This is a genomic window from Buttiauxella warmboldiae, from assembly GCF_003818135.1.
Classification (GTDB): domain Bacteria; phylum Pseudomonadota; class Gammaproteobacteria; order Enterobacterales; family Enterobacteriaceae; genus Buttiauxella; species Buttiauxella warmboldiae.
Window position 1 is genome coordinate 1 of record NZ_RPOH01000034.1, and the last position, 23,037, is coordinate 23,037.

21 protein-coding genes, 2 tRNA genes and 2 pseudogenes are annotated in these 23,037 nt (G+C 52.7%); 5 read left to right on the top strand and 20 right to left on the bottom strand.

Annotated elements, in window-relative coordinates:
- The 5 genes from EHN07_RS09710 to EHN07_RS09730 all read right to left on the bottom strand — a co-directional run.
- Positions 1-692 (bottom strand): Gfo/Idh/MocA family protein (locus tag EHN07_RS09710; RefSeq protein WP_148085467.1); only part of this gene is annotated, 692 nt, incomplete at its 3' end.
- A gap of 11 nt (positions 693-703) precedes the next feature.
- The gene (gene srlE, locus EHN07_RS09715; RefSeq protein ID WP_124023953.1) at positions 704-1,678 is read right to left on the bottom strand and encodes a PTS glucitol/sorbitol transporter subunit IIB; all 975 of its coding nucleotides are present in this window, start codon (positions 1,676-1,678) and stop codon (positions 704-706) included.
- Positions 1,675-2,046 carry a PTS glucitol/sorbitol transporter subunit IIA gene (locus tag EHN07_RS09720; protein WP_124023954.1) on the bottom strand — a complete coding sequence of 124 codons (372 nt, stop codon included), beginning with the start codon at positions 2,044-2,046 and terminating at the stop codon, positions 1,675-1,677. Before EHN07_RS09720 ends, srlE begins: the two co-directional genes overlap by 4 nt.
- Positions 2,043-2,576, bottom strand: a complete 534-nt coding sequence (gene srlA / locus EHN07_RS09725) for a PTS glucitol/sorbitol transporter subunit IIC (protein ID WP_124023955.1) — start codon at positions 2,574-2,576, stop codon at positions 2,043-2,045. Before srlA ends, EHN07_RS09720 begins: the two co-directional genes overlap by 4 nt.
- 134 nt (positions 2,577-2,710) lie before the next feature.
- Positions 2,711-2,998, bottom strand: coding sequence for a helix-turn-helix domain-containing protein (locus EHN07_RS09730; RefSeq protein WP_124023956.1), 288 nt, complete (start codon positions 2,996-2,998; stop codon positions 2,711-2,713).
- A gap of 287 nt (positions 2,999-3,285) precedes the next feature.
- Here EHN07_RS09730 and EHN07_RS09735 point away from each other — a divergent pair, with 287 nt between their 5' ends.
- The gene (locus EHN07_RS09735) at positions 3,286-3,786 is read left to right on the top strand and encodes a helix-turn-helix domain-containing protein (protein ID WP_124023957.1); all 501 of its coding nucleotides are present in this window, start codon (positions 3,286-3,288) and stop codon (positions 3,784-3,786) included.
- Positions 3,787-3,872: 86 nt separating this feature from the next.
- Here the strand turns inward: EHN07_RS09735 and EHN07_RS09740 are convergent.
- The 7 genes and pseudogenes from EHN07_RS09740 to mdtK form a co-directional block, all read right to left on the bottom strand.
- Positions 3,873-5,106: pseudogene (locus tag EHN07_RS09740) on the bottom strand (conjugative transfer ATPase); the annotation flags it as partial.
- Positions 5,067-6,065: pseudogene (gene traD, locus EHN07_RS20515) on the bottom strand (conjugative transfer system coupling protein TraD); the annotation flags it as partial. The pseudogenes EHN07_RS09740 and traD, both read right to left, overlap by 40 nt.
- 229 nt (positions 6,066-6,294) lie before the next feature.
- Complete coding sequence (locus tag EHN07_RS09750; protein ID WP_124023958.1) at positions 6,295-6,489, bottom strand: helix-turn-helix transcriptional regulator; 195 nt, start codon at positions 6,487-6,489, stop codon at positions 6,295-6,297.
- Positions 6,490-7,279: 790 nt separating this feature from the next.
- Positions 7,280-8,506, bottom strand: a complete 1,227-nt coding sequence (locus tag EHN07_RS09755) for a tyrosine-type recombinase/integrase (protein ID WP_124023959.1) — start codon at positions 8,504-8,506, stop codon at positions 7,280-7,282.
- A gap of 376 nt (positions 8,507-8,882) precedes the next feature.
- A tRNA-Val gene (locus tag EHN07_RS09760) sits at positions 8,883-8,959 on the bottom strand.
- 42 nt (positions 8,960-9,001) lie between these two features.
- A tRNA-Val gene (locus EHN07_RS09765) sits at positions 9,002-9,078 on the bottom strand.
- 153 nt (positions 9,079-9,231) lie between these two features.
- Complete coding sequence (mdtK, locus tag EHN07_RS09770) at positions 9,232-10,605, bottom strand: MdtK family multidrug efflux MATE transporter (protein ID WP_124023960.1); 1,374 nt, start codon at positions 10,603-10,605, stop codon at positions 9,232-9,234.
- Positions 10,606-10,829: 224 nt separating this feature from the next.
- Between mdtK and EHN07_RS09775 the strand changes: the two genes are divergently transcribed.
- Positions 10,830-11,471 (top strand): riboflavin synthase subunit alpha, encoded by a 642-nt coding sequence (locus EHN07_RS09775; protein ID WP_124023961.1) that lies wholly within the window; start codon positions 10,830-10,832, stop codon positions 11,469-11,471.
- Between the two features lie 48 nt (positions 11,472-11,519).
- Here EHN07_RS09775 and EHN07_RS09780 read toward each other — a convergent pair whose 3' ends face one another.
- The 5 genes from EHN07_RS09780 to punC form a co-directional block, all read right to left on the bottom strand.
- Positions 11,520-12,443 (bottom strand): LacI family DNA-binding transcriptional regulator, encoded by a 924-nt coding sequence (locus EHN07_RS09780; protein WP_124023962.1) that lies wholly within the window; start codon positions 12,441-12,443, stop codon positions 11,520-11,522.
- A gap of 54 nt (positions 12,444-12,497) precedes the next feature.
- The gene (locus EHN07_RS09785) at positions 12,498-13,889 is read right to left on the bottom strand and encodes a glycoside hydrolase family 1 protein (RefSeq protein ID WP_124023963.1); all 1,392 of its coding nucleotides are present in this window, start codon (positions 13,887-13,889) and stop codon (positions 12,498-12,500) included.
- 53 nt (positions 13,890-13,942) lie between these two features.
- Positions 13,943-15,262: a PTS sugar transporter subunit IIC gene (locus tag EHN07_RS09790; protein ID WP_124023964.1), complete on the bottom strand. Its 1,320-nt coding sequence runs from the start codon at positions 15,260-15,262 to the stop codon at positions 13,943-13,945.
- Between the two features lie 204 nt (positions 15,263-15,466).
- The gene (gene cfa / locus EHN07_RS09795) at positions 15,467-16,615 is read right to left on the bottom strand and encodes a cyclopropane fatty acyl phospholipid synthase (RefSeq protein ID WP_124023965.1); all 1,149 of its coding nucleotides are present in this window, start codon (positions 16,613-16,615) and stop codon (positions 15,467-15,469) included.
- Positions 16,616-17,012: 397 nt separating this feature from the next.
- The gene (punC, locus tag EHN07_RS09800) at positions 17,013-18,206 is read right to left on the bottom strand and encodes a purine nucleoside transporter PunC (RefSeq protein ID WP_124023966.1); all 1,194 of its coding nucleotides are present in this window, start codon (positions 18,204-18,206) and stop codon (positions 17,013-17,015) included.
- Positions 18,207-18,321: 115 nt separating this feature from the next.
- Between punC and punR the strand changes: the two genes are divergently transcribed.
- Complete coding sequence (gene punR, locus EHN07_RS09805) at positions 18,322-19,233, top strand: DNA-binding transcriptional activator PunR (protein WP_124023967.1); 912 nt, start codon at positions 18,322-18,324, stop codon at positions 19,231-19,233.
- A gap of 20 nt (positions 19,234-19,253) precedes the next feature.
- Here punR and purR read toward each other — a convergent pair whose 3' ends face one another.
- On the bottom strand, positions 19,254-20,279 hold the full coding sequence (gene purR, locus EHN07_RS09810) for an HTH-type transcriptional repressor PurR (protein ID WP_124023968.1): 1,026 nt from the start codon (positions 20,277-20,279) through the stop codon (positions 19,254-19,256).
- Between the two features lie 295 nt (positions 20,280-20,574).
- Between purR and cydH the strand changes: the two genes are divergently transcribed.
- A complete protein-coding gene (cydH, locus tag EHN07_RS09815) occupies positions 20,575-20,664 on the top strand; it encodes a cytochrome bd-I oxidase subunit CydH (RefSeq protein ID WP_115628380.1) in 90 nt (29 codons plus the stop codon).
- Positions 20,665-20,705: 41 nt separating this feature from the next.
- Here cydH and sodB read toward each other — a convergent pair whose 3' ends face one another.
- Both sodB and EHN07_RS09825 read right to left on the bottom strand, forming a co-directional pair.
- A complete protein-coding gene (gene sodB / locus EHN07_RS09820; protein ID WP_124023969.1) occupies positions 20,706-21,287 on the bottom strand; it encodes a superoxide dismutase [Fe] in 582 nt (193 codons plus the stop codon).
- Positions 21,288-21,422: 135 nt separating this feature from the next.
- Positions 21,423-22,265 (bottom strand): C40 family peptidase, encoded by an 843-nt coding sequence (locus tag EHN07_RS09825; RefSeq protein ID WP_124023970.1) that lies wholly within the window; start codon positions 22,263-22,265, stop codon positions 21,423-21,425.
- A 362-nt stretch (positions 22,266-22,627) separates the two neighbouring features.
- On the opposite strand from EHN07_RS09825, the gene EHN07_RS09830 reads away from it, so the two are divergent.
- Positions 22,628-22,972 (top strand): Grx4 family monothiol glutaredoxin, encoded by a 345-nt coding sequence (locus EHN07_RS09830; protein WP_124023971.1) that lies wholly within the window; start codon positions 22,628-22,630, stop codon positions 22,970-22,972.
- The last annotated feature ends 65 nt before the right edge of the window (positions 22,973-23,037 follow it).

Below are 23,037 nucleotides of genomic sequence, written 5' to 3' on the forward strand. Positions count from 1 at the left end.
CCGTTTTCCACCACCCATGAACTGCCGTCTTCCATCAGCAGGGTGCTCTGCACGCTGTCCCGGGTGTCGATACCCCGGGTGGCCAGCAGGCGCTTCTGTCCGACGGCGTAGACCGATTTCACCTCCTGCCCGCTGAGATAGCGCACCAGGTCAAAGCAGTGCGAGCCCAGAAACCACACCGGCGAACTCTGTGCCGACCAGCCAAGCCACGTGGTGGGGACGGCAATCACATCATCCATGCTGATATAGCCCCGGATGATGCGGCCGGTTGCCGGAAGCTGCGTTTCCATGCGCACCCGAATGACCGCCGGGTCCCAGCGCTTGTGAAAATCCACGCCGACGGTGACGCCGTGTCGCTCTGCCGCATTGATAATCTCCAGACAGTCAGCCACCGTTGTCGCCAGCGGCTTCTCAATCAGCACATGCTTTCCCTTTGAGATAGCCTGTAAAGCGGGGTCTTTGTGGTACGGATCGGAGGTGGCGATGGAAATCACATCCACCTCTTCTTCATCGAGTAATGCGTGCAGGCGGGTATAACCCGGTCGTTTAAATTCTTCTGCCGCCTGCCCGCAGCGTTCTGCATCAGAATCGCAGACGGCAACCAACTCTACATCTGGATTATTCAGGTAAGCATTAATGTGGTGACGGCCGTATATGCCGGTTCCCACAACAGCCGTTTTGATTTTATTCATCATCAGCACCTTTAAAACAGACCGAGAGAAAATGCCCAGCCGATCATTACCGCCAGCGGCCCGGTCATCTGCCGCGACAGCAGAAACGCAGGCACCCCTTTTGCGATGGTTTCCGGTTTCGCCTCCTGCATCGACAGCCCCACCGGCACGAAATCACAGCCTACCTGCACGTTGATGGCGAACAGCGCGGGCAGGGCAAAGGCGGGGGAGATTGCGCCCGCGCCAATCTGGGTGCCAATCATCACGCCAATCACCTGTGAAATTGCCGCACCGGGGCCGAGAAGGGGGGACAAAAACGGAATGCCGCAAATCAGCGACAGCAGTAACAGCCCCCAGACGGAATTCGCCAGCGGCGTGAGCGCATGGGCGATCAGGCTGCCAAGTGCGGTCTCCTGCACAATGGCAATCAGCACCGAAACAAACGCCATAAAGGGAATAACGTTACGGATGGAGACCTCCACCGCCTCGCGGCTGGCGGCAAACAGCAGGCCGATCGCCTGCCCGGTGGCCGTCCCGACTTTTTCCACGCTGCGCACCAGCGAGTGAGTGGCAGTGACGGAGGGGGCACCGACAGGGATTGCCGGTGCTGCCGGGGCGGGGGTGGCTTCCGGCTGCGTCTCCGGCCTGTCCACCCGGGAAAGCTGCTCCACATGCACATCGGAGACATAGTTATCCTCAGTGATATACTGCGCCAGCGGGCCGGAAGCCCCGGTGGGCATCACGTTAACGGTGAGAATGCCTTTCTGCGGATACAGGCCGCAGCGCAGGGAGCCACCGCAGTTGATCACCACGCACAGCAGCTCCTCATCCGGCGGTACGGCGGTAAAACCGTTGACCACCTCCACCCCGGCAAGGCGTGCCAGCGCGGCGGCGACGGGGTGAATTTCCCGCCCCGTCAGCGACAGGATCTTTTTGCTCCCGGAAACCGGCAGGTAAAACCCTTTGCCATAGCCCTGCGGGCCTGGCTGAACGTGAACGTAGCTCATAATGCGGCCTCCGAAATGGCAAAATCCCCGGTCAGCGCCTCCGGGGAGGGCGTCGGCCCGATAAGGTGAAGGGCGCCCCGGTGCCGTGGCGTGGCTGCGCCGTCAAATATCAGCGTCAGGTGACCGAGCTCAAACAGCGCCTGCTGTGCCCCTTCGCCCACGGCATGGATCAGATAATCATGCGTGCCGATTTGTAGCTTATCGCCGGGGGCTATGGTGGCGTGAGAGTCTGCCTGCAGGGGCGAGAGTGAAACGGCGTACGCCAGGCAGTCAGGCGGGCCGCTGTGCAGAAAGGTGATCAGCATATTCTCCGCCAGGCCGTCAGCAACGAATGGCCCAACGCGATCAATGGTGGCCAGATAAATCATAAGGCGGCCCTCCCGTCCGGTGGGCTTTTACTCAGGCGCAGGAACAGGTACTCCGTCACCACGCCGCGGATAAGGCCGATAACCACCGCGGCGGCGATATAGCGCAGCGCCAGTTCGGTGACAGGAAGATTGAGGGCTTTCAGCCCTGCCGCCACGCCGAGCCAGACAAACAGCTCTGACGGCACCACATGGGGAAACAGGCTGGTAAGCGGATGGGCGGTGGTCCCTAACGCATCTTCATAACCGGGCTTGCTCTTTTCCGGCAACAGCTTGCCGAGGGTGAGCGCGCCGGGGCTGCTCATAAAGAACCAGCCGAGCACCGGCAGCAGGCCGTAGGTGAGAATACGCGAGCGGCCAAACAGCGCCGCCACGCGCTCCATGCGGGTATGACCGATAAGCTTCATCAGGAAATTGATGGCCAGCAGCAGACAGATCAGCATCGGGATGATGCCGCTCATCATATCGAGAAAGATTTTGCCGGCGGCCTGGAACAGGTGGATAAAACCTTCAGCAAGGGAGACGAGGAACATGGCGGCCTCCTGTGTGAGGGCGTGTGACAGCGGGTTGCAGCGATACATCGCGGATAATGGTATGCATAAACAACTCCCCTTAGTGCATGTTAAAAAATCAGAAACCTCTTTTTAATGGATTGATATACAGCGTTTTACTTCCCAGCAGGAGACAACGCAGGTTGCGCCGGTACAGGCGAATAAAGTGGCTTTCTCAGTTTTCGTGGCCGTGCAGGATCGGAATAACGGCCAGGCCAGATCGTTGAAGGATGCACATCCAGTGCGACGGCAATCAGCCACTCACCTCTGGGCCATGGGCGTATCAGGGCATTGGCCAGCGTTGAGGAGGCGAGTCCCGCTTCCCGTGAAAGTTTTGCCAGGCTGGTACCGCGCTTGTGCAGCGCGGCAATGATGTCGGCGGGGTGCCAGTCTTGTTTAGTCATTCCGGTTACCTTATTTAAAAGAACAGGGGAAAGACCTGGTAATCTGTTGTTTAATTTGATTTTTTGTGAGGATAAGCATTTTCAGGGCGAGCGAATACGTGGCAGTTCTGCCTGAATTATGCGAAGCTCAGGGGTCAGTTTGCAGGAAGTGGTTGTCTGCAATTTATACAAAAATTTATCGCATTATTTTTCGAAAGTAAAGCTAAATTTCGCAATATTTTTCGATTTTTAATGTATTTCCGCCTTTGCATTTTAAAAATCAAAGGGTTATTTGGTGCTGGTGGGTTATGATCAACGAAGAAATACAGTCCTCTGAAGACAGTGGTTCAGCGATATTTGGCAAAAGGCTGGGAATCGCCATGAAATCACTTGGTGAAACCAAGAGTTCCCTTGCGCGTAAAACGGGGTTGTCTGAAGCGGCGATAAGAAATTATCTGAAGGGTAACTCCTCAGCTAGTATTGATCAGTTACTGAAGATTACGCGCGTAACAGGGATCAGTGCTGCGTGGTTCCTCGGCGAGCAGGAGGATATGTATGTTAAGCGCGACACCGTTGAAGACGACTTATCACTCTTGTCTACGCTCTTCAGACATCTATCAGAGGTGCAGCGGCAGGTTGTGCTTTCGCAGGTTTTAACATCATTAGCGGGACAATATAGCGAATCATATGTTGCATCTGACATCAGAAAATTGTCCTCGCCAATCATTGATATTGCGTTGAAGATAAACAAATTATCGGATGAGCAAAGACACATTCTGGAAGCTGAATTGGGTGTCAATGATGCATGAATAACCCATAGTATGAATAATCAGCGGCGAACCCATTGCGCCTCCGCTACTTTTATCGCCGCTTCCACTTCGCTGCACCCCGTCTCCTACATCATCCTCATCCGCTCGGCCTTTTCATGTTTCTCGGTCATACCCAGTGCCAGATACAGGGCAGGGGGGCACCACGCGGAACAGCGCTTCAACACGCGGAGAAAGCACCACGCCTTCGGTGTACTGTCCCGGTGATTTCACCGGCGAACGCAACAGCAGCCGCTGCTCTTCGGTCAACGCCTTAAACCGGCACACCTGATCGATCTCTTCCGGCGGCATCACCAGCAGCTCCCACCATTCAATCATATTCAGCAGCTTTTTTGCGTCATCAGGAAAATCGGCCAGGTTCTGGGTAGCCAGCCACAGCCAGATGCCGAGTTTGCGCCACATTTTCGACCCCTTGGTAAGAAAGCGCGCCAGAAGAGGATTGACGGTAATGATATGCGCCTCGTCGGTGATATTGACGACAGGGCGTGCCAGATGCTGGTCGCGTTCTCCGAGGTTGTTGATATGGTTAATCAGCGAGATGTAGCTGATGGCAAGCTGTGCCTCATAACCTTCGCGGGCGAAGGTGGCAAGATCGACCAGCGTGATATCCACTTCCGGCCACATCTGTCCTTCGCGGTTAAACAGCTCGCCTTCAAACCCGGCGCAGAACAGGTTGATGGATTCTGCCATCTCATACGCCCGCTGGCGGCGGGTCTCCGGCAGGCTGGCGTCACGGGAGAGTGTAAACAGCGCATCGCGGATATCCTGAGTCAGCGTCTGGCGTTTTGCCTGATAACAATGATGAGCTGCCGCAAGGATGGCCTGACGGATCATTGCCCGATCCGGACGGGTCAGGCGTGCATCTTCTTTTGCTTCGCCACCGGTGATCATCAGCCGGGCGGTGATTTCCATCTCACCCAGCACATCGCGCTGGTCGTCACCGTCGCTTTCTTCTTCATCCGGTGGCTCGGCATCGGTAATAGCCTGTTCGACCAGTCGCCATGCATCGGCAAACAGGGGCAGAGTGATGCCAGAGCCGGGGCGCAGGCTGATTTTATTCACCGTCAGGCCATGGACGGCGGCGTAGTCGGCCATCAGGCCAAATGAATTTCCGGCCTCAATAATAAACAGGCGCGGGCGGTGCAGAGCCATCAGTTGGGCGATGCTGGCATTGAGCGTCGCGGATTTTCCTGCACCGGTCGGGCCGAGTAACAACAGGTGGCCGTTCTGGGCGCGGTCCAGCTTATTCAGCGGATCGAAGCTCAGCGGTGTGCCGCCCCGGTTGAAGTAGCAAATAGTGGGCAGTGCTTATCAGGCACGGGCAGCGGCAGGCGGATTTTCCAGAGCTGTCCGCCTTCAAGCAGGGCGAAGGCCTGGCCTTTGGGCAGTTGAATCAGTGCCGAAGTCTCCAGCAGCGGAACGGTGCGGCAGACGACCTGTTCGCGGGTATTGCTGGTAAAGCTGTTGATACCGCCCGGAGTATCCGTCACGCCGGAACTCACCTGGCGGCTGCGTATTTCCACCTGCGGCAGCTGTTTCGTTAACAGTTCGGCGGTGGCGGTTTCACGCACCCGCAGCACGATCAGATTATTAAAGTTTCCCACCACCTGGCCTGCTTTGGAAGCGCTGCCGATACGGGCCTGAATATCGCTCAGCGTCTGGGTGTAAGCGGTCACCTGGATGCCGGCACCACCGCCTTTGTTGACCAGCGGGATAAATTCCTGCCTCATTAATTCATTAAATTCATCGCAATGCAGGTTTATCGGTCAGGGATTTTCATTGCCGCATGGCAGACCGTCATTGAGTCCAAATTTATACAGATGCCCGGCGACGCTGACCAGGTCGGCAAACATCGAATTTCCCACCGCTGCCGCAACGACGGCATCAGACAGCGCATCCAGTCCGACATAAACGATCGCCTTCTGACGAATGGCCTGCTGCCAGTCGAGAATGGGACGTGCGTCATCCAGGTCGTGATAGTCGGGGGCGAGCAGAGCAGCCAGCGTGCCGGTGGTGAGTTTCTCCAGCAGGGGCAATAACGAGGCGACAATCTTGTCAAAATAGGTTTTGTCATAGCGTACCGCTGAATGCAGGCCGTCGAGGATCGGATCGTAGAATTTCTCCGCGTTCAGGTACTGCTCCAGTGCTATCACCCAGGCATCGCGGCCCTGCATATGGCGCGGTGTATTTTTGTCGGTAATGCGTTCTGCCAGTTGTGCCACGACTTCCCAGGCCCGGGCGTTATGCCGTGGTAACACGATAGCAAGGCGGGTATTGCCACCGCAGGCAAGCATATATTTTTCCTCTCCGGGCCGGCGAGTCAGGACCGGCGGATTTTCCAGCCCGCGCGTGCGTATTGATGCTTTAAGATTGTCATAACCGGGGTGCCGGGATTGCCGGGGATTGAGTGTGAAGGGGCAAATCTGGGTCAGGGTGACCCTGATCATATCCAGTTCTGATGAAGTGTTCATAATCATTCCCTGCGCGTATTCAGTTATCCCGGCTGATCCGGACGCGATGGCGGATCCAGGCGTCCACCTCGCTTTCAAGCCAGGCGACATGGCGGCTGTTGATCCGGATTGAGGGAGGAAACTGCTTCAGGCGTATCTGCTGGTAAATCCAGGATTTACCCAGACCAATTTTATTTTCCACCTGATGCAGCCGTAAGAGTCTGTCACTTTCCATTTCCGGCCTCCTGTATTTATCGCCGTGCGTTTGCACACTGATGCAGAATGCTATAGGAGCACTCACAGCATGTTTTTTCAGTTTTAATTCATATCGGATCCCTGAAATTTAATAGTGAAACGGGTAACATAAAACGTGACGATAGGCATCTGAGCAATGCAAAGATGTGATAAAAGTGACAGCAGGGTGATTATGCCCAAAATGTTACGTATCATTATTGTTAAATAAATCCCGATAACGGCGTTAGCCGCTGTGACGGGAACAGGGGGGTTAGTGCATCAATTTTGTTTTGATGATCTTGTTACAAGGGGGCATGAAAGTAGAATGATAATGAAAAAAATATTTATTATTAATAAACTAAATAATCAGACCAAATATCAGGACATGTTGAGGGTTATCAAGCCCGAATTGTGTGCTATGAACAATTGCCAAACAATACTCACCAACAACCGGACTGAATGATACCGAATGTAGCCTCATTCCCGATGAACAATGATGTATGATGTAAAAAGTATCTATAAAACATGAGGTGAAAATTATACCTGCTGACTGACTCCCCCTCACAACCAGCGCTGTTGCCCCTTACTAAAAAATAGACCTGAGGGTGTTGGAATGACAAATAATGTGTATTTCAACAAAGAGTAAAACTGCACACGGGCAAAATTGCTTTACCCCTGTAATAACCTGTTGCTCTAATCCGGAGCAGGAAAACTGGCTGCGTAATTAACCCTGGGGAAAAACTTCATTAGAACTTACCAGGTATGAAATCAGGGCCATTTACCATAGTGAGTTAAATTAAAAATGTTCCTGCCTCATTGGCAAACTTTTGTAACAGATCGCTCCATTCCTGCATCATTTTGCGGCGTTGTTCAATATATCTTGCGTGATTGTAGGCACTTCGAACGGCATTGGGGTCTGTATGAGATAACTGTGCCTCGATCCATTCTGTAGGATAACCAAGCTCATTTAATGCAGTGGAAAGCGTGCCCCTGATACCATGGCCGGTCAGCATTCCTTCATATCCTGCACGTTGAACGGCTTTATTAATAGTGTTCTCACTTATCTGTTTGAGAGCGTTACTATTATGTGCAAGTAGATAGCATTGGGAGGCCGCAGACATGCCCACCAGCGTTTTAATTATTTCCACTGCCTGCCATGAAAGGGGAACAACGTAGGGCGGAATGGTTCTTTGTCTCAGGTTTCTTTGTAACTGTTTGACGTTTTCTGCCGGGATCGTCCAGAGAGCTTTTTCGAGATCGAACTGGGATTGGGTGGCCAGTCTGAGTTCACCTGTCCTTACGCCCGTCATCAATAACAGTTTAATGGCGAGAATGGTCTGCAGACGAGCCCTGTTACGGTTGAGATTTCTCAGGAAAGCAGGGATCTCAGTCATTAACAGATAAGGATGATGACGTGCTGGTGGTACAGGGGCAGCAACGACCGCCAAATCTGCCGCTGGGTTGGCAGGGAGATCGCATTCAATGATGGCATACCGGAAAAACTGATTTAGCCAGCTACGACATTTAGTGACCACCGCCCAGGCTTTCCGGTTTTCAATACGACGAAGAATTTTCAGAATATCTGCGCGCGTGATGGTATCGATCGGCATATGGCCAATATAAGGAAGTACGTCTTTTGCAAATATCCGCTTCATTTGTGTTTGCGAGGTCTGCCGGCCTTCGCGTAGACGTTGCCCGCGAAAATTAGCCCATCTTTCCCACACGACAAGAAATGTCCGTTGTGCCCGTTCCCGTTCTTGTTTGCGCGCCAGTCTGGGATCGGTTCCCGAGGCCATTAGCTGACGTGCATCATCACGTTTGTTGCGCGCTTCTTTCAGTGATAAATCCGGATACGAGCCAAGAGATATTCGACAACGTTTGCCATTAAAAGAAAAACGAAAATGCCATTGTTTACTGCCGGCGGTGGATATATAGAGAGCAAGCCCATTGGTATCTGAAACCGTATAATCCCTGTTTTTTGCTGTCAGGTTTTTGATGGTCATGTCTGTCAGTTGCACAGATCACCTCCTGCGATTAAACGGCAAGAAATATCGCCGGTAAAAGGGCAGGAAAAGCAGAAAATCGCTTTACGGAGGATAACTTTCAGTGCTGAAAAATTAGTGGAAGCAGTACTAAAAAATGTACCATTTGATGTACCATTTTGACGTGGCTTTACCCGGAAGAGGGTGGAGGAACATGGAATCGGATGTAACAAAAATAACACATATCGTTCATCGTTCAGGTAAGCGGAAAAAGGATAAAAACAGCCAGAAAGGTGTGTTATTACAGCAGATAAGCAGGGGAAGGGGCGGCTAACTAACTGAATCCGGTAGCGCTTTTTTTGGGTGTACTTATTGTTACGGAAAAGTTGAAATCTGGAGTGATTTTTCATTATGGTGCGTCCGAGTGGACTCGAACCACCGACCCCCACCATGTCAAGGTGGTGCTCTAACCAACTGAGCTACGGACGCACTGTTTGTTGCGGTACTGCTGACTGCGGTAAAACAAGAAGATGGTGCGTTCAATTGGACTCGAACCAACGACCCCCACCATGTCAAGGTGGTGCTCTAACCAACTGAGCTATGAACGCATCGGGTTGTGTGTGACAACGGGGACGAATATTAGCGGCAGCCCCCGAGCCTTGCAAGCGAAAAACAGCAAATTTCTTTCATATTTCACCTGTTTGCTGAGCATCTGCGCAACTCGCTGTAAAAATCGCCGCCAAAACGGCGGCGATCGACATTTAGCGCGCCGCGCGCTGCAAAATTGCGATCGAAGGCTGGCGCTGTAACCAGCGCATCCGCAGCATCATCATAATCGCCGCAGAGGTCAGGCCGATGATAAATCCGATCCAGAAGCCAGCCGGGCCCATCGGTGCCACGACCCAATCGGTCAGGGCGAGAATATAGCCGCCTGGCAAACCGAGCATCCAGTAGGCGATAAACGTAATAAAGAAAATCGAGCGCGTATCTTTATAACCACGCAGTACGCCGCTGCCGATAACCTGCACGGAATCGGAAAGCTGGTAAACTGCCGCCAGCAGCATCAGGTGTGCCGCCAGCGCCACCACTTCAGGGTTACTGTTATAGAGTAATGCGATATGTTCGCGCATCACCACCGTGAAAATCGCGGTGAGCATCGCCATACCTATCCCGACGCCGATACCCGTCCAGGCTGCCGTTTGAGCATCAAGCGTCGAGCCCTGGCCCAGCCGGAAGCCTACGCGAATCGTCACCGCCGCAGAAAGCGACATCGGCAATACAAACATCAGCGAGCTGAAGTTCAGCGCAATCTGGTGACCTGCCACATTAACAATCCCTAACGGTGCCACCAGCAGCGCTACGACCGCAAACAGCGTCACCTCAAAGAACAGTGCCAGCGCAATCGGCAGCCCGAGCTGGGTTAAGCGGTATATTACTTTCCAGTCGGGTTTGATAAAGCCTTTTGCCAGCTTCAAATCGTGCATAGAGCGGGCTTTCTTCACATAAGAAATCATGCAGAAGAACATTACCCAATATACTGCCGCGGTAGCCACACCACACCCCACGCCGCCAAGTTCCGGCATGCCTAAATGGCCGTAAATAAAGATGTAGTTGACCGGAATGTTAACCAGCAGGCCGATAAAGCCCATTACCATGCCGGGTTTGGTTTTTGCCAGTCCCTCACACTGGTTACGAGCCACCTGGAAGAACAGATAACCGGGGACGCCCCACAGCAATGCGCGCAAATAGCCCACGGCTTTATCGGCCAGCCGCGGATCGATATTTTTCATTGCGTGAATGATGTAGCCCGCGTTCCATAAAACCACCATGATCAGCGCCGAGACTACGCCCGCCAGCCAGAAACCCTGGCGAATCTGGTGAGCGATGCGCTCACGGCGTCCTGAGCCGTTAAGCTGTGCGACGGTCGGCGTCAGCGCCATTAGCAGGCCATGGCCAAAGAGAATGGCGGGTAGCCAGATGGAGGTGCCGATTGCCACAGCGGCCATATCGGTTGCGCTGTAGCCCCCGGCCATCACGGTATCGACAAACCCCATTGAGGTTTGTGCGATCTGCGCGAGGATCACGGGTATCGCCAGTGCGAGTAGCTGGCGGGCTTCAACTATGTACTTCTGCATTTGAACACCTGATTATTTTAGTTATTAGAAACAGAACAAAACCGCCGGAAATGGCAGAAAAAAGGAATTGCAGGGGAATTAGCCTGACTATTGTAGCGGCACAAATCGAATACGCCAGCCAAATAATGGTGGGGTAGCGTGGATAGCTGGCAAGCTTTTTTTCCAGCTGTTAAAGTGCGTCATAATAAATTATCAGCGGTCGAATAATTACCAGGAGTTTGACGATGTTTACAGGTATTGTGCAGGGCACGGCGACTCTGGTTGCCATTGACGAAAAGCCTAATTTCCGTACCCACGTCATTGAGATGCCGGATGAGATGTTACCTGGCCTTGAAACAGGGGCGTCGGTGGCGCACAACGGCTGTTGCCTGACCGTCACCCAAATCAATGGCAACCACGTCAGCTTTGATTTAATGAAAGAGACGCTGCGTATTACCAATCTCGGTGAATTAGCGGTGGGCGATAGCGTTAACGTCGAACGCGCGGCGAAATTTAATGATGAAATCGGCGGGCATCTGATGTCCGGTCATATTATGACCACCGCGGAAGTGGCGAAAATTCTGACCTCAGAAAATAACCGCCAGATCTGGTTTAAAATACACGACAAAGAGCTGATGAAATATATCCTGCATAAAGGCTATATCGGCATTGATGGTATTAGCCTGACGGTGGGCGAGGTTACCGCTTCGCGTTTTTGCGTGCATCTCATTCCCGAAACGCTTGAACGCACCACGCTTGGCAGTAAGAAGCCCGGCAACCGCATTAATATTGAGATCGACCCGCAAACGCAGGCGATTGTTGATACCGTCGAACGCGTGCTGGCGCAGCGTGCAGAAACAATGACATCACTATTGGCGAAAAAATAAAGAACAGGGCGGGAAATAAAAATGACCCGCCGCAACACTGTCAGCACATCAGGCGATTAATAAACTGCCGCGCACCAAATCACTGGTCTGTCTTTCCCCAAGCAGTAACTCCACCGCCCGGCGGGCCATGCTTTCCAGCGGATATTGAATGGCTGGAATAGCGTTCGCTCCGGGCATTCTGGTTGAACCGTCCAGGCTAAAAACCATCACCTGTTCCGGCACGCTGAGCTGGTATTGATTAAGCATCATTATCGCCTCCTGGGCCTGGCTATCATCGGTGACCAGCAGTGCAGAAAACTTCACGCCCCGATTGATCAGGCGTTGCAGAGCGATACGCACCGATGATTCGTTCTCAATCACCAGCTGGCGGTTAAAAGGCACCACGTGATTATGAAGCGCCTGATGGTAACCCTCGAGCGTGAGCGCGGCCGCTTCCCCGCTGGCGAAGTTCAGCAAAGCAATGTGCCGCCGCTGCTGGTTACAGAGATAGTGCACGGCGGTTTCTGCTGCGAAAACGTGATCGCACTGAATGCTCAGCGCGTGGGAACCGCTCAGGCAATCAATCAACATGATCTCATCGTCAAGCTCCGGCAGCGGGAAGCGCGCTCCCACCACCACTAACGCATCACATAATCCATTGGAAAGCTCCTGCGCGGCCTGCGCCACGCTATCGTGGTCGCTGGCGAAACGTAACAGCAGATGTTTATGGTGCTGATTAAGCTGCTTTTCCAGCGCCTGCAGGTAACCGGTGGACTGCTGGATATGCTCGGTTGCACAGATAACGCCAATGCAATGAGTTGACTGAGAACTCAGGGACTGCGCGATAGCATTTGGCTTGTAATTGAGGATTTCTGCCGCCCTCAGCACCGCCTGGCGGCTCTCCTCTTTTACGCCCCGGCTACCACTCAATACGCGCGAAACTGTGGCTTTAGAAACCTGCGCCAGGCGTGCTACATCATTAATATTCGACATGGTTTGTTTCCTGCTTCCCAGCCAGAAACGGGCCTGGTGGCCCGTATGCTGAGATTACGTCCGATCGTTAAAGCCATTTTCTGCGGCAGTGGCTCTGTACCACTCGCCGCTTTTCTTGATTGTGCGCTGCTGGGTTTCAAGGTTCAGCGAGACAAAACCATAGCGGTTTTTGTAGGCGTTACACCACGACCAGTTATCAATAAACGTCCACATATGATAACCGAGGCAGTTGCTGCCTTCGCTAATCCCTTTATGCAGCCATTTCAGGTGGTCGCGTACGAAATCAATGCGGTAATCATCCTGAATCTGACCGTTTTCCTCGAAACGCTGCTCATTTTCAACCCCCATGCCGTTCTCAGAGATATAGCAATTTGGGTTGTCGTAGTTCTCACGCAGGTTGGTGAGAATATCATAGATCCCTTGCGCGTAAATTTCCCAGCCGCGGTATGGGTTCATCTGGCGCCCCGGCATGTCGTAAGCTTCGAAGAACCACTCCGGCATAAACGGGCTATCAGGATTGACCAGCGAGTCGCGGCATTTGATGCGACGCGGCTGGTAGTAATTAATACCCAGTAAATCGACGACGCCTGCTGCCAGCAGCGCTTTGTCGCCATCCTGACATACCGGCAGTTGACCATGCTCTTTAAGTAGTGCGACCAGTTCTTGCGGATATTCGCCACGCAGAGCAGGGTCGAGGAAGCTGCGGTTAAACATCAGGTCAGCAATATTTGCCGCTTTCACATCCGCAGGGTTTTGCGAGCGCGGGTAAGACGGGGTGAGGTTGAGGATAATACCGATTTCGCCGCCGTCGTTACGCTGGTGGTAAGCTTTTACCGCCAGAGAGTGAGCAATCATCGTATGGTAAGCCACGGTGGCTGCGCGCCTGAAATCCACCACGTTCGGATAGTGGAAATCATACAGATAGCCGCCTTCGACCGGTACAACCGGCTCGTTGAAGGTGAACCAGTGTTTCACGCGGTCGCCAAACAGTTCGAAGCAGACGCTGGCAAACTCCGCATAAGCCGTGACAACGTCACGATTTTCCCAGCCGCCCTGTTGCTGCATCACCATCGGCATATCAAAGTGGAACAGGTTGATAAACGGCTTAATCCCCTGCGCCAGCAGTTCATCAATCACCTGATTGTAGAAAGCCACCGCCTCCTGATTAACTGCACCACGGCCTTGTGGAATCAATCGCGCCCAGGAAATTGAGGTGCGGAAGGTGTTATGATTCAGCTCTTTTAGCAGGGCGATATCCTGCTTCCAGTGTTGATAGAAAGTAGAGGTGTCCGCCGGGCCAACGCCGTTGTGGAAGCGGGTCGGCTGTTCCTTAAACCATTGATCCCAGATAGTGGCCGATTTACCAAAAGAGAGCGTTTCACCTTCGGTTTGTGGTGCTGAACTGGCGCTGCCCCACCAAAAATTATCAGGAAACTGGTATTTCATTATTCTTCCTCAAGTGACGATCCTGTCGTTCAGACAGGCTTTAAAAGTAAAAGTTAGTGCGCGGCCATCGGGCTGTCTTTTTCCTGCGTATCAGGCTGTTCATCCTGTTTAAGCAGGGTGCGTTCATAGGCTTTCAGGAATGGGTAATACATCACAGCCGACATGACCATACAAATCAGACACATGATTACGGGACTTACCGCCCAGTTTGCCGCCCAGGAGGCACCAATTGGCGCAGGCGTCGTCCACGGCGTGAGTGAAACAACCTGGGCCACCCAGCCTAATTTTGTTGCGATATAAGCAAGCGTGGCGTTAATCATCGGCACCAGGGTGAAGGGCAAGAAAAACATCGGGTTCATGATGATGGGGGTGCCGAACAGAATGGGTTCGTTGATATTAAAGAAGCTTGGCACCACGCCCATTTTACCGATGGTACGCAGGTGGATGGCGCGGCTACGCAGCAGCAGGAAGGCCAGCGGCAGCGTGGAGCCAACGCCGCCAATTAACAGATAGTGATCCCAGAAACCCTGCAGGTAGATATGGGGCAGAACATTGCCTGCGGCCAGAGCCGTCTGGTTGGCGGAGAGGTTTGCCATCCAGAACGGATTCATAATGCCGGTGACAATTAACGCGCCGTGGATCCCGGCAAACCACAGGATCTGGCAGATAAACACTGAAATCAAAATTGCGGGCAGGGAGTCAGAGGCCGAAACCAGAGGAGCCAGCAGGTGCATTATCGCCTGCGGAATAATCATCCCGGTGGTGGACTCAATCAACAGATTCAGCGGGTGCAGCGTGGCAACAATCACCACTACCGGGATCAGGATTTCAAAAGAGCGCGCCACGCCGGTTGGCACCTCTTTGGGCAAACGGATAGTGATATTGTGGCGCTTGAGCAGGGCATACATCTCGCTGGCATAAATGGCGGCGATCAGCGCGGTAAAGATACCCTGGCCGGAAAAGTACTGGGTTGAAATTTGCCCGTCTTTGTAAGGGGCGGCAACCAGTAAAAAGGCCATAAAGGCCAGCAGGCCGGTCATAATCGGGTCAAGCTTATAGTGCTTGCCGAGGCTTGCGCCAATGCCCACGGAGATAAAGAAGGTCATCACCCCCATGCTGAGGTTAAACGGCAGCATCAATTGTTCGCGGTAAGCCTGTGAGAAATTTAACCACGAGCGGGCGAAGCCCCAGCTGCTGTCAGGCGCGAACGGCGGAAAAATAAACACCAGCAAGAAAGAACCAATAATCATAAACGGCAGGGCGGAGATAAAACCGTCACGAATGGCGATAACGTGGCGTTGAGAGCCCATCGCTCCCGCCATTGGCGTGACTTTTTGCTCAATCACATTGACCATTTTTTGGTACATGCTCATGGCGGTAATCCTTGTTAGCGTTTTTGAGATGTAGGCTAATTATGAAACACGACGGAAACCGGTTTCCAATGAAGAAACCGATAAGTGTTAACGGGATCAAACTCGTGAACAGCGGAGAGTCAGAAACGTGAGGAGATTCACAAGTTGTTAAGGAAATGCTACGGGGGAGCAGGAGAAGACTACCCCGGCTGAGCCGGGGCAAAATTAATGCGGGACGCGTAAACCGTTTTCGATGCCGCGGGTGAAGACAATTTGCCATAGCTGGATATCGCGGGCGCGGAAGGCTCCGGCACAGGCATTGAGATAATAGTTGAACATCCGTTTGAATCGTTCTGAATAGTTATCGGCAATTTCCGGCCAGTAGCGGTTGAAGCGCTGATGCCAGGCCATTAACGTTTTGTCGTAGTCGGCGCCAAAGTTATGCCAGTCCTCCATGACAAAGCGCCCTTCGCAGGCCTGGGCAATCTGGCGCACTGAGGGCAGACAACCGTTCGGGAAAATGTACTTGTCTATCCATGGGTCGACGCCATTATCGGTTTTATTGGAGCCGATGGTGTGCAGCAGGAAAATGCCCTCCGGTTTCAGATTGCGGTCAACGACATTGAAATAGGTGGCATAATTTTTTGGCCCGACATGTTCAAACATGCCGACAGAAACGATACGGTCGAACTGCCTGTCCAGTTCGCGATAATCCTGCAGCGCAATATTCACGTTAAGCCCGGCACAGCGCTGCTGCGCCATTTTTTGTTGTTCGGCAGAAATAGTGACGCCATACACGGCTACGCCGTAATGTTTTGCCGCATATTGCGCAAGGCCGCCCCAGCCACAGCCTATATCGAGCAGCGTCATTCCCGGCTGCAGATGAAGCTTGTCGCAGATCATTTTCAGCTTGGCGTTTTGCGCCTCACCGAGCGTGGTCGCAGTTTTCCAGTAGCCACAGGAGTACTGCATATGCTCATCAAGCATGCGGCTAAATAAGTCATTGCCGAGATCGTAATGCTCTTTGCCTACCATCCAGGCGCGTTTTTTGGATTGCAGGTTAATAAGACGGGCGGCGGCCAGCCGTAGGGTGTCTTTTAAATGGCGGGGAAGTTGCCGTTCAAGCCCGGCGCGAATGGCCGTATGGAAAAAAATATCCAGCCGTTCGCACTCCCACCAGCCGTCCATGTAACTTTCCCCCAGCCCCAGGGAGCCCTGCTGCAGAACACGCTTAAAAAAGTCGGGGTGCTTAACCTGAAGATCGAAAGGGCGCGGGCCATTAATTTCCACCCCTGCCCGGGCGAGCATTTCGTTGACTATTCGATACCACGGGTTATTTCTTATGCTGACTTCTTCTATACACGATGAACTCATAGCTTCTCCATCACCTTTGTGTGAGGAACCTTAAAACAGCGTAGACGCTGTTTTCGGTATGTGAGAAATGTCACGGAAAATTCCGCGTGCCTGATATCCGACGTAGAACAGAGAAAGGGGCTTGCTGCCCATCAATAAAAACCAGAGCCGAAATCAGCCGGATGACAAAGTTCATGTTTTTCGCAAAACGAACCTATGGCATCTAACCATCAGGAAGGAAAAACACGTTATTTCCCTCTTCGTCATCAAGCTAAAACGGGAGCCGAAAGGCTCCCGTTTTAATGTCATTATTATGGTGTTGATCGTTGAGCCGCCAATGAGTATAGGCCTGCTTAATGGCTGATTCAACCGCATATTGTTAGTAAGCTAATTAAATCATTATCAAACTATTCGGCCATTAATGTGCGTCCGATTCGCTGGCTTGCCAGGCTTCGGCACGCTTACCGCGCTGCAATAAGTAGCCCAGTATCGCCAGCGCAATCGTTACCAGCATCACGCTGGTGGTGGTCAACAATGGCGTAACAATCAGCCAGGACACCATTAAGCTTGCCAGGAAGCACAGGCCTAACTGTAAGGTATTTTGTAACGCTGCCGCCTTACCTGTTGCATGTGGGAAGGGCTGTAGCGCCGCCGCGACGACAATGGGATAAATCGCGCCGTTAGCAATCGCCATCACGCAGAACGGAATCAACAGCAGGGTCAGGCTGGCGTGGCCGCTTACGGCGACCGCCCAGGTGCCGAACACGCTCAGGGTGTAGAGTGCCAGCAACCACGGCAGCATCTGCTTGCCTTGCCACTTTTGCAATGCGCTACGGCAGCCATAACCACCAATCAGGAAAGCGATGGTCTGCGGCACGTAGCTCAGACCAATGGCCGCCGGGCTATAGCCCATACTATTGAGAATAAATGGCGAGCCGGTCAGCCAGGCAAAGAAGCTGGCGGAACAGGCGGCATAAATCAGAACGTTACCGTTGTAAACGCGAGAGCGCAGTAACGACATAAAGCTGACTTTGTTGTCTGCCGTTTGTGGGTAATGCTGCGTGCGCGGTTTCAGGCGCAACGTCGGGATCATCAATACCAGCGTGATGGCAAAGAGCGTTGCGAAAATCGCCTGCCAGTTAAAGTGGGTTAAAATCCAGCTGCCCAACAGCGGAGCCAGTGCCGGAGACAAGCCAACCAGCGGCATAATGGTGGCAAAAATGCGATTTGTGCGATTCGCCGGGTAATAATCTGTCACCAGCGCCTGCCAGCTTACCGCCGCAGAACAAACGCCAACGGCCTGCACAAAACGCAGCACCAGCAGCGCGCTGGCGCTTTCCACCCACAGCATGCCAATACAGCCGACAGCGAACAGACTCAAGCCTGCCATTAAGACGGGTTTACGCCCGAAATGGTCTGACAGCGGGCCCCAGATTAACTGCGCAAGCGCAAACCCGGCAAGGAACAGGCTGAGGCTTGCGCTGACGGCGGAGGCGTCGGTCTGTAAATCTTGCTCAATGGCAGCGAAAGCGGGCAGATACATGTCTGTGGCGAGGAAGCCCAGCACGCTTAATCCAGCCAGCCAGATAAGAAACCCTTTTGATGGTTGCATAATTTTCTCTTGTTTTATCTTGCAGGTTGATTGCCGCGAGAGTGTACGGAGTGCAATTACGCTTGTGAAACGCTAATATTTGTCTATTGCATTCAAAAATTTTGCGGGCAGAGAAATGTGGTCTGAATATTCGCTGGAAGTGATTGACGCGGTGGCGCGCAATGGTAGCTTCAGCGGTGCGGCACAGGAGCTGCACCGCGTCCCTTCGGCCATCAGCTATACGGTGCGGCAACTGGAAGAGTGGCTGGCGGTTCCGCTGTTTGAACGCCGCCATCGAGACGTTGAACTAACCCCCGCGGGCCTCTTTTTTCTGAAGGAAGGCCGCTCTGTTATCAAAAAAATGATGACGACACGGCAGCAGTGCCAACAGATCGCAAATGGATGGCGCGGGCATCTGGCGATTGCGGTTGATAACATCGTGAAACCTGAGCGCACAAGGCAGCTGGTACTCGATTTTTATCGTCATTTCCCGGATATCGAACTGCGAATCTTCCAGGAGGTCTTTAACGGAGTATGGGACGCGCTGGCCGACGGGCGAGTTGAAGTGGCCATTGGCGCCACGCAGGCGATTCCGGTTGGGGGGCGTTATGCGTTCCGCGATATGGGGACGCTGAGCTGGCGTTGCGTGGTCTCAGCGGACCATCCGTTGGCACAACAGGGGGGAACGCTCAGCGATGACGATCTGCGGGCCTGGCCGTCGTTAGTTCTGGAAGATACCTCACGCTCGCTGCCGAAACGCATTACCTGGCTGCTGGATAACCAGCGGCGCGTGGTAGTGCCGGACTGGCAATCAGGTTCAGATTGCCTTAGCGCGGGGTTGTGCATCGGTATGGTGCCCCTGCATCTTGCAAAGCCGTGGCTGGCTTCAGGGCAGTGGCGTGAATTAACGCTCGATAATCCCTTCCCGGATGCCGCATGCTGCCTGACGTGGCGGCAAAATGACGCGTCGCCGGCGCTGGCCTGGCTGCTGGATTATTTGGGCGACAGCGAGACGATGAATCAGGAGTGGCTGCAGGAGCCTGCGTAGATCAGGCTCCCCGCGCGATTTTAGCGACGATAATCGCGGAATGGGCCGTCTGCCACCGAGCGGCGTTCAATCAGGCGCGGATGCACTTCAATTGACTGGGACTCTTCGCGTTTGTTGACGATTCTGTCCAGCAGCATATTGAACGCCGTTTCACCCAGTGAATCTTTCGGCTGGTGGATGGTGGTCAGTGCCGGAGAGAAGAAACGCGCGTTACGCACGTTGTCGTAACCGATAATCGAAACATCCTGCGGCACACGCAAGCCCATTTCATCAGCGGCGCAAATAGCCCCCATCGCCATAATATCGCCGCCACAGAAGACAGCAGTAGGGCGGTGAGGCTGGTTGAGGATCTGCTGCATGGCGCGATAGCCCGATTCCGGCTCAAAATCACCTTGCACGATCCAGTTTTCAGGAATGGGGATCCCCGCCTCTTCCAGCGCTTTCATAAAGCCAGCATGGCGACCGCCGCCGGTATTACGCTCCATCTGTCCCGGAATGGCACCAATCTCGCGGTGGCCGCGCTCAATCAAATAACGCCCCGCCAGATAACCGCCGTGGAAGGCATTATCCACCACGGAGTCGGTGAAATCAGCACGCGCTTCACCCCAGTCCATCACCACCATTGGGATATGGCGGTACTCTTCAAGCACGGTCAACAACGATTCCGGATATTCAGAACACATCACCAGCAGGCCATCAACGCGCTTTTGCGCCATCATGGATAAATAGGCACGTTGTTTTTCAAAGTTATTGTGCGCATTACCCAAAATCAGGGTATAGCCTTTTTCAAAGCAGCTATTTTCGACGGCTTCAATGATCTCGGCAAAATAGGGGGCTTCGCTGGAAGTGGCTAACAGACCAATCGTTTTGGTGTGATTAACTTTCAGGCTGCGTGCGACGGCGCTAGGTGAATAGTGCAATTCTTTGATTGCCGCCCACACCGCATTGCGCGTCTCTTCCGCCACAAAACGGGTTTTGTTAATCACATGTGATACGGTTGTAGTGGAAACGTTTGCGCGCTTCGCCACGTCCTTGATTGTCGCCATTAAATTTCACTCCGGGCTATATCGTAAGCCCCTGATAACCAATCTGTTAAACGTTTGCGTACCCTGACTCCTGAAGCAACGTTAAGGTTGCGGGTATGCCGGGATTGCGACATAAAACGGAAGGAGGGTGCTGAATTGGTGGTACGCAATAAATTAGCGAGGGATTTTGGCCTATCCGGGGGAAAAGTGGAAGAGGGAAAAGCGATATCGGTTGAAAACCAGCAGGATTTTTCTCGGCGGTTGTGGGAAAATCACTTCGACACGCCGATTGTAAGGTAATAAAAGGAGTTTGTTGATGAGTACCGATCTGAAGTTTTCCATCACCACCACGGTTATTGTTCTGGCGCTAATTGTCTTTGGCGCGCTAACAGCCGTACTGCACTGATTAAAATGGGCCGCGAGAGCGGCCACATTAATATTGTGGATTTATGCTGCCAGATTCTGCGCAACAAAAGTCCAGTTCACCAGCGCCCAGAAATGCTCAAGATAATTAGGACGAGCATTGCGGTAGTCGATGTAGTACGCATGTTCCCACACATCTACGGTCAGTAACGGAACGGTGGCGCTGGTTAACGGCGTGCCGGCGTTAGAGGTTGAGACAATCGCTAACGTGCCATCTTGTTGTTTAACCAGCCACGTCCAGCCCGCACCAAAGTTCTTGATAGCGGCATCGGTAAACTGCTGCTTGAATTCCGCAAAGCTGCCAAAAGTGCTGGTGATGGCTTCCAGCAGTTCGCCCGTAGGCTCACCACCGGCGTTTGGCGCCAGGCAGTTCCAGTAGAAAGTGTGGTTCCAGACCTGTGCTGCGTTGTTAAATACGCCGCCTTCGGAGGTACGCACGATCTCTTCCAGGGTTTTGCCTTCAAACGCGGTGCCTTTAACCAGATTATTCAGGTTAGTGACGTAGGTTTGATGGTGTTTGCCGTAATGGTATTCCAGGGTTTCGGCAGAGATATGCGGTGCTAAAGCATCTTTTGCATATGGTAGTGCAGGTAGTTCGAACGACATTGCTTAACTCCTTATTATTTTGCTTACATCTAAACAACTACTTTTCATGCGGGTTTAGGTTAACAAATTGAAAGGGTAAGCAAAAGAGGAACTCGCCCGTCAGCTACGGACAGGCGAAATTTTAATAACGGGTGATTAACGAATGGTTTTTGGCGTCATGACGCGTTTCGCACCCACATAGTGGCGCTGCCAGTAATTTTCACTCAATGAAGTAATCTGGATATCCTGGCCGCTGCGCGGTGACTGAATAAATTTGCCATTACCGACATATACGCCGACATGATCGGCCGTACCGCGGCCCTGGGTGCGGAAGAACACCAGATCGCCGGTCTCTAACTCGCCACGCTCGACAGAAGAGGCGTCACGCAGGTGATACATCTCATTGGCGGTACGCGGAATACGGAATTTAACCAAATCCTTGTAAGCGTAATACACCAGACCGCTACAATCGAAGCCGGTAGCCGGAGAAGTGCCGCCCCAGCGATACGGTTTGCCAATCTGGCCCATCAATTTATTGATGGCCGTTTTTTGTGCTTTTTGCACCCGCACCTTATGCGCCGCGGCGATAGTGGTTGGCTGCCCTGATTTTACTTTTACGCACTGCGCCTTATGGCCTTTACGCGGTTTACTGCATTTTTCGGTGAAGGTAACAGGCTGGGCTTTTGCGAGCCGGGAGGTTTTTTTGCTGTCGCTTTTGGTAAGGTTTTTTGTTCTGGTGCTGCGGGTCTGGTGAGCGGTTTTACTTTTTGCCGCACTGGCTGCTTGTTTCTTGCTGGCTGTTTTGGATGAAGTATTAACTTTCTTGCTGGCGGTAGCGGTTTTATCTTTACGCTTACTGCTCTTTTCTGGACTTTTCACCGCGTGTGCTTTTTGCGCCGCCACCGGACGCGCATGTTCAGATGCCTGCGCCAATGGCGTATACGGAAAGGTAAACAGCAGAGCACAGAGCGTGATTGTAATTTTTGTTATCCGCGCCACTCGACAATCCCCTGGTTAAAATGAAGACATGATGAAGACCATCACGCCCGCGTATGATTTTGCGAAACCCGCCGATTCTAATCTATTAAGCGTATTAAAGTTAATAGCCTTTTACGCTTCGTCTTGCGGTTTCGTTACCGGGCGCAAAAAAATCAACCAAACCAGGGGGCGTTGGGCTATTTATTGATCGGGACGAGGGACATTTGCTGATTTGCAGCCGCCGGAAAAGTGTTATTCTTGATACATGTTGTCCCTCCATCGCGCATGCCGGAAAGACCATGAAAAAAATGGTGTTTTCTGGAGAGGGCGTCAATCGCTACAATGGCAGGCTAATGCCAGGACCTGGTTTGAGGAAGCAAGCAATGAGCACTATTGAAAAAATCCAACAACAAATTACTGAGAACCCTATTCTTCTTTATATGAAGGGCTCTCCAAAACTGCCTAGCTGTGGCTTCTCAGCCCAGGCTGTGCAGGCGCTTTCCGCTTGTGGTGAGCGTTTCGCCTACGTCGATATTTTACAGAATCCGGATATCCGCGCCGAGCTGCCAAAATACGCGAACTGGCCGACTTTCCCGCAGTTGTGGGTGGATGGTGAGCTGGTTGGCGGCTGCGACATCATTATTGAGATGTACCAGCGTGGCGAATTGCAGGCCCTGATTAAAGAGACTGCCGCGAAGCATAAATCTGAAGAGCCAGACGCGGAGTAATTCAGCGCGGGCAGAAGGATAGACAAAAGCGACCTGTTAGGGTCGCTTGAGGTTGCTGACAAAGA

Excerpts from the sequence above, each read along its gene's own strand:
- cfa (WP_124023965.1), bottom strand. The coding sequence starts at position 16,615 with ATGAGTTCATCGTGTATAGAAGAAGTCAGCATAAGAAATAACCCGTGG.
- srlE (WP_124023953.1), bottom strand. The coding sequence starts at position 1,678 with ATGAGCTACGTTCACGTTCAGCCAGGCCCGCAGGGCTATGGCAAAGGG.
- purR (WP_124023968.1), bottom strand. The coding sequence starts at position 20,279 with ATGGCGACAATCAAGGACGTGGCGAAGCGCGCAAACGTTTCCACTACA.
- EHN07_RS09830 (WP_124023971.1), top strand. The coding sequence starts at position 22,628 with ATGAGCACTATTGAAAAAATCCAACAACAAATTACTGAGAACCCTATT.
- EHN07_RS09790 (WP_124023964.1), bottom strand. The coding sequence starts at position 15,262 with ATGAGCATGTACCAAAAAATGGTCAATGTGATTGAGCAAAAAGTCACG.
- sodB (WP_124023969.1), bottom strand. The coding sequence starts at position 21,287 with ATGTCGTTCGAACTACCTGCACTACCATATGCAAAAGATGCTTTAGCA.
- EHN07_RS09750 (WP_124023958.1), bottom strand. The coding sequence starts at position 6,489 with ATGGAAAGTGACAGACTCTTACGGCTGCATCAGGTGGAAAATAAAATT.
- cydH (WP_115628380.1), top strand. The coding sequence starts at position 20,575 with ATGAGTACCGATCTGAAGTTTTCCATCACCACCACGGTTATTGTTCTG.
- EHN07_RS09775 (WP_124023961.1), top strand. The coding sequence starts at position 10,830 with ATGTTTACAGGTATTGTGCAGGGCACGGCGACTCTGGTTGCCATTGAC.
- EHN07_RS09720 (WP_124023954.1), bottom strand. The coding sequence starts at position 2,046 with ATGATTTATCTGGCCACCATTGATCGCGTTGGGCCATTCGTTGCTGAC.
- EHN07_RS09730 (WP_124023956.1), bottom strand. The coding sequence starts at position 2,998 with ATGACTAAACAAGACTGGCACCCCGCCGACATCATTGCCGCGCTGCAC.
- punC (WP_124023966.1), bottom strand. The coding sequence starts at position 18,206 with ATGCAACCATCAAAAGGGTTTCTTATCTGGCTGGCTGGATTAAGCGTG.
- mdtK (WP_124023960.1), bottom strand. The coding sequence starts at position 10,605 with ATGCAGAAGTACATAGTTGAAGCCCGCCAGCTACTCGCACTGGCGATA.
- EHN07_RS09780 (WP_124023962.1), bottom strand. The coding sequence starts at position 12,443 with ATGTCGAATATTAATGATGTAGCACGCCTGGCGCAGGTTTCTAAAGCC.
- EHN07_RS09735 (WP_124023957.1), top strand. The coding sequence starts at position 3,286 with ATGATCAACGAAGAAATACAGTCCTCTGAAGACAGTGGTTCAGCGATA.
- punR (WP_124023967.1), top strand. The coding sequence starts at position 18,322 with ATGTGGTCTGAATATTCGCTGGAAGTGATTGACGCGGTGGCGCGCAAT.
- EHN07_RS09785 (WP_124023963.1), bottom strand. The coding sequence starts at position 13,889 with ATGAAATACCAGTTTCCTGATAATTTTTGGTGGGGCAGCGCCAGTTCA.
- srlA (WP_124023955.1), bottom strand. The coding sequence starts at position 2,576 with ATGTTCCTCGTCTCCCTTGCTGAAGGTTTTATCCACCTGTTCCAGGCC.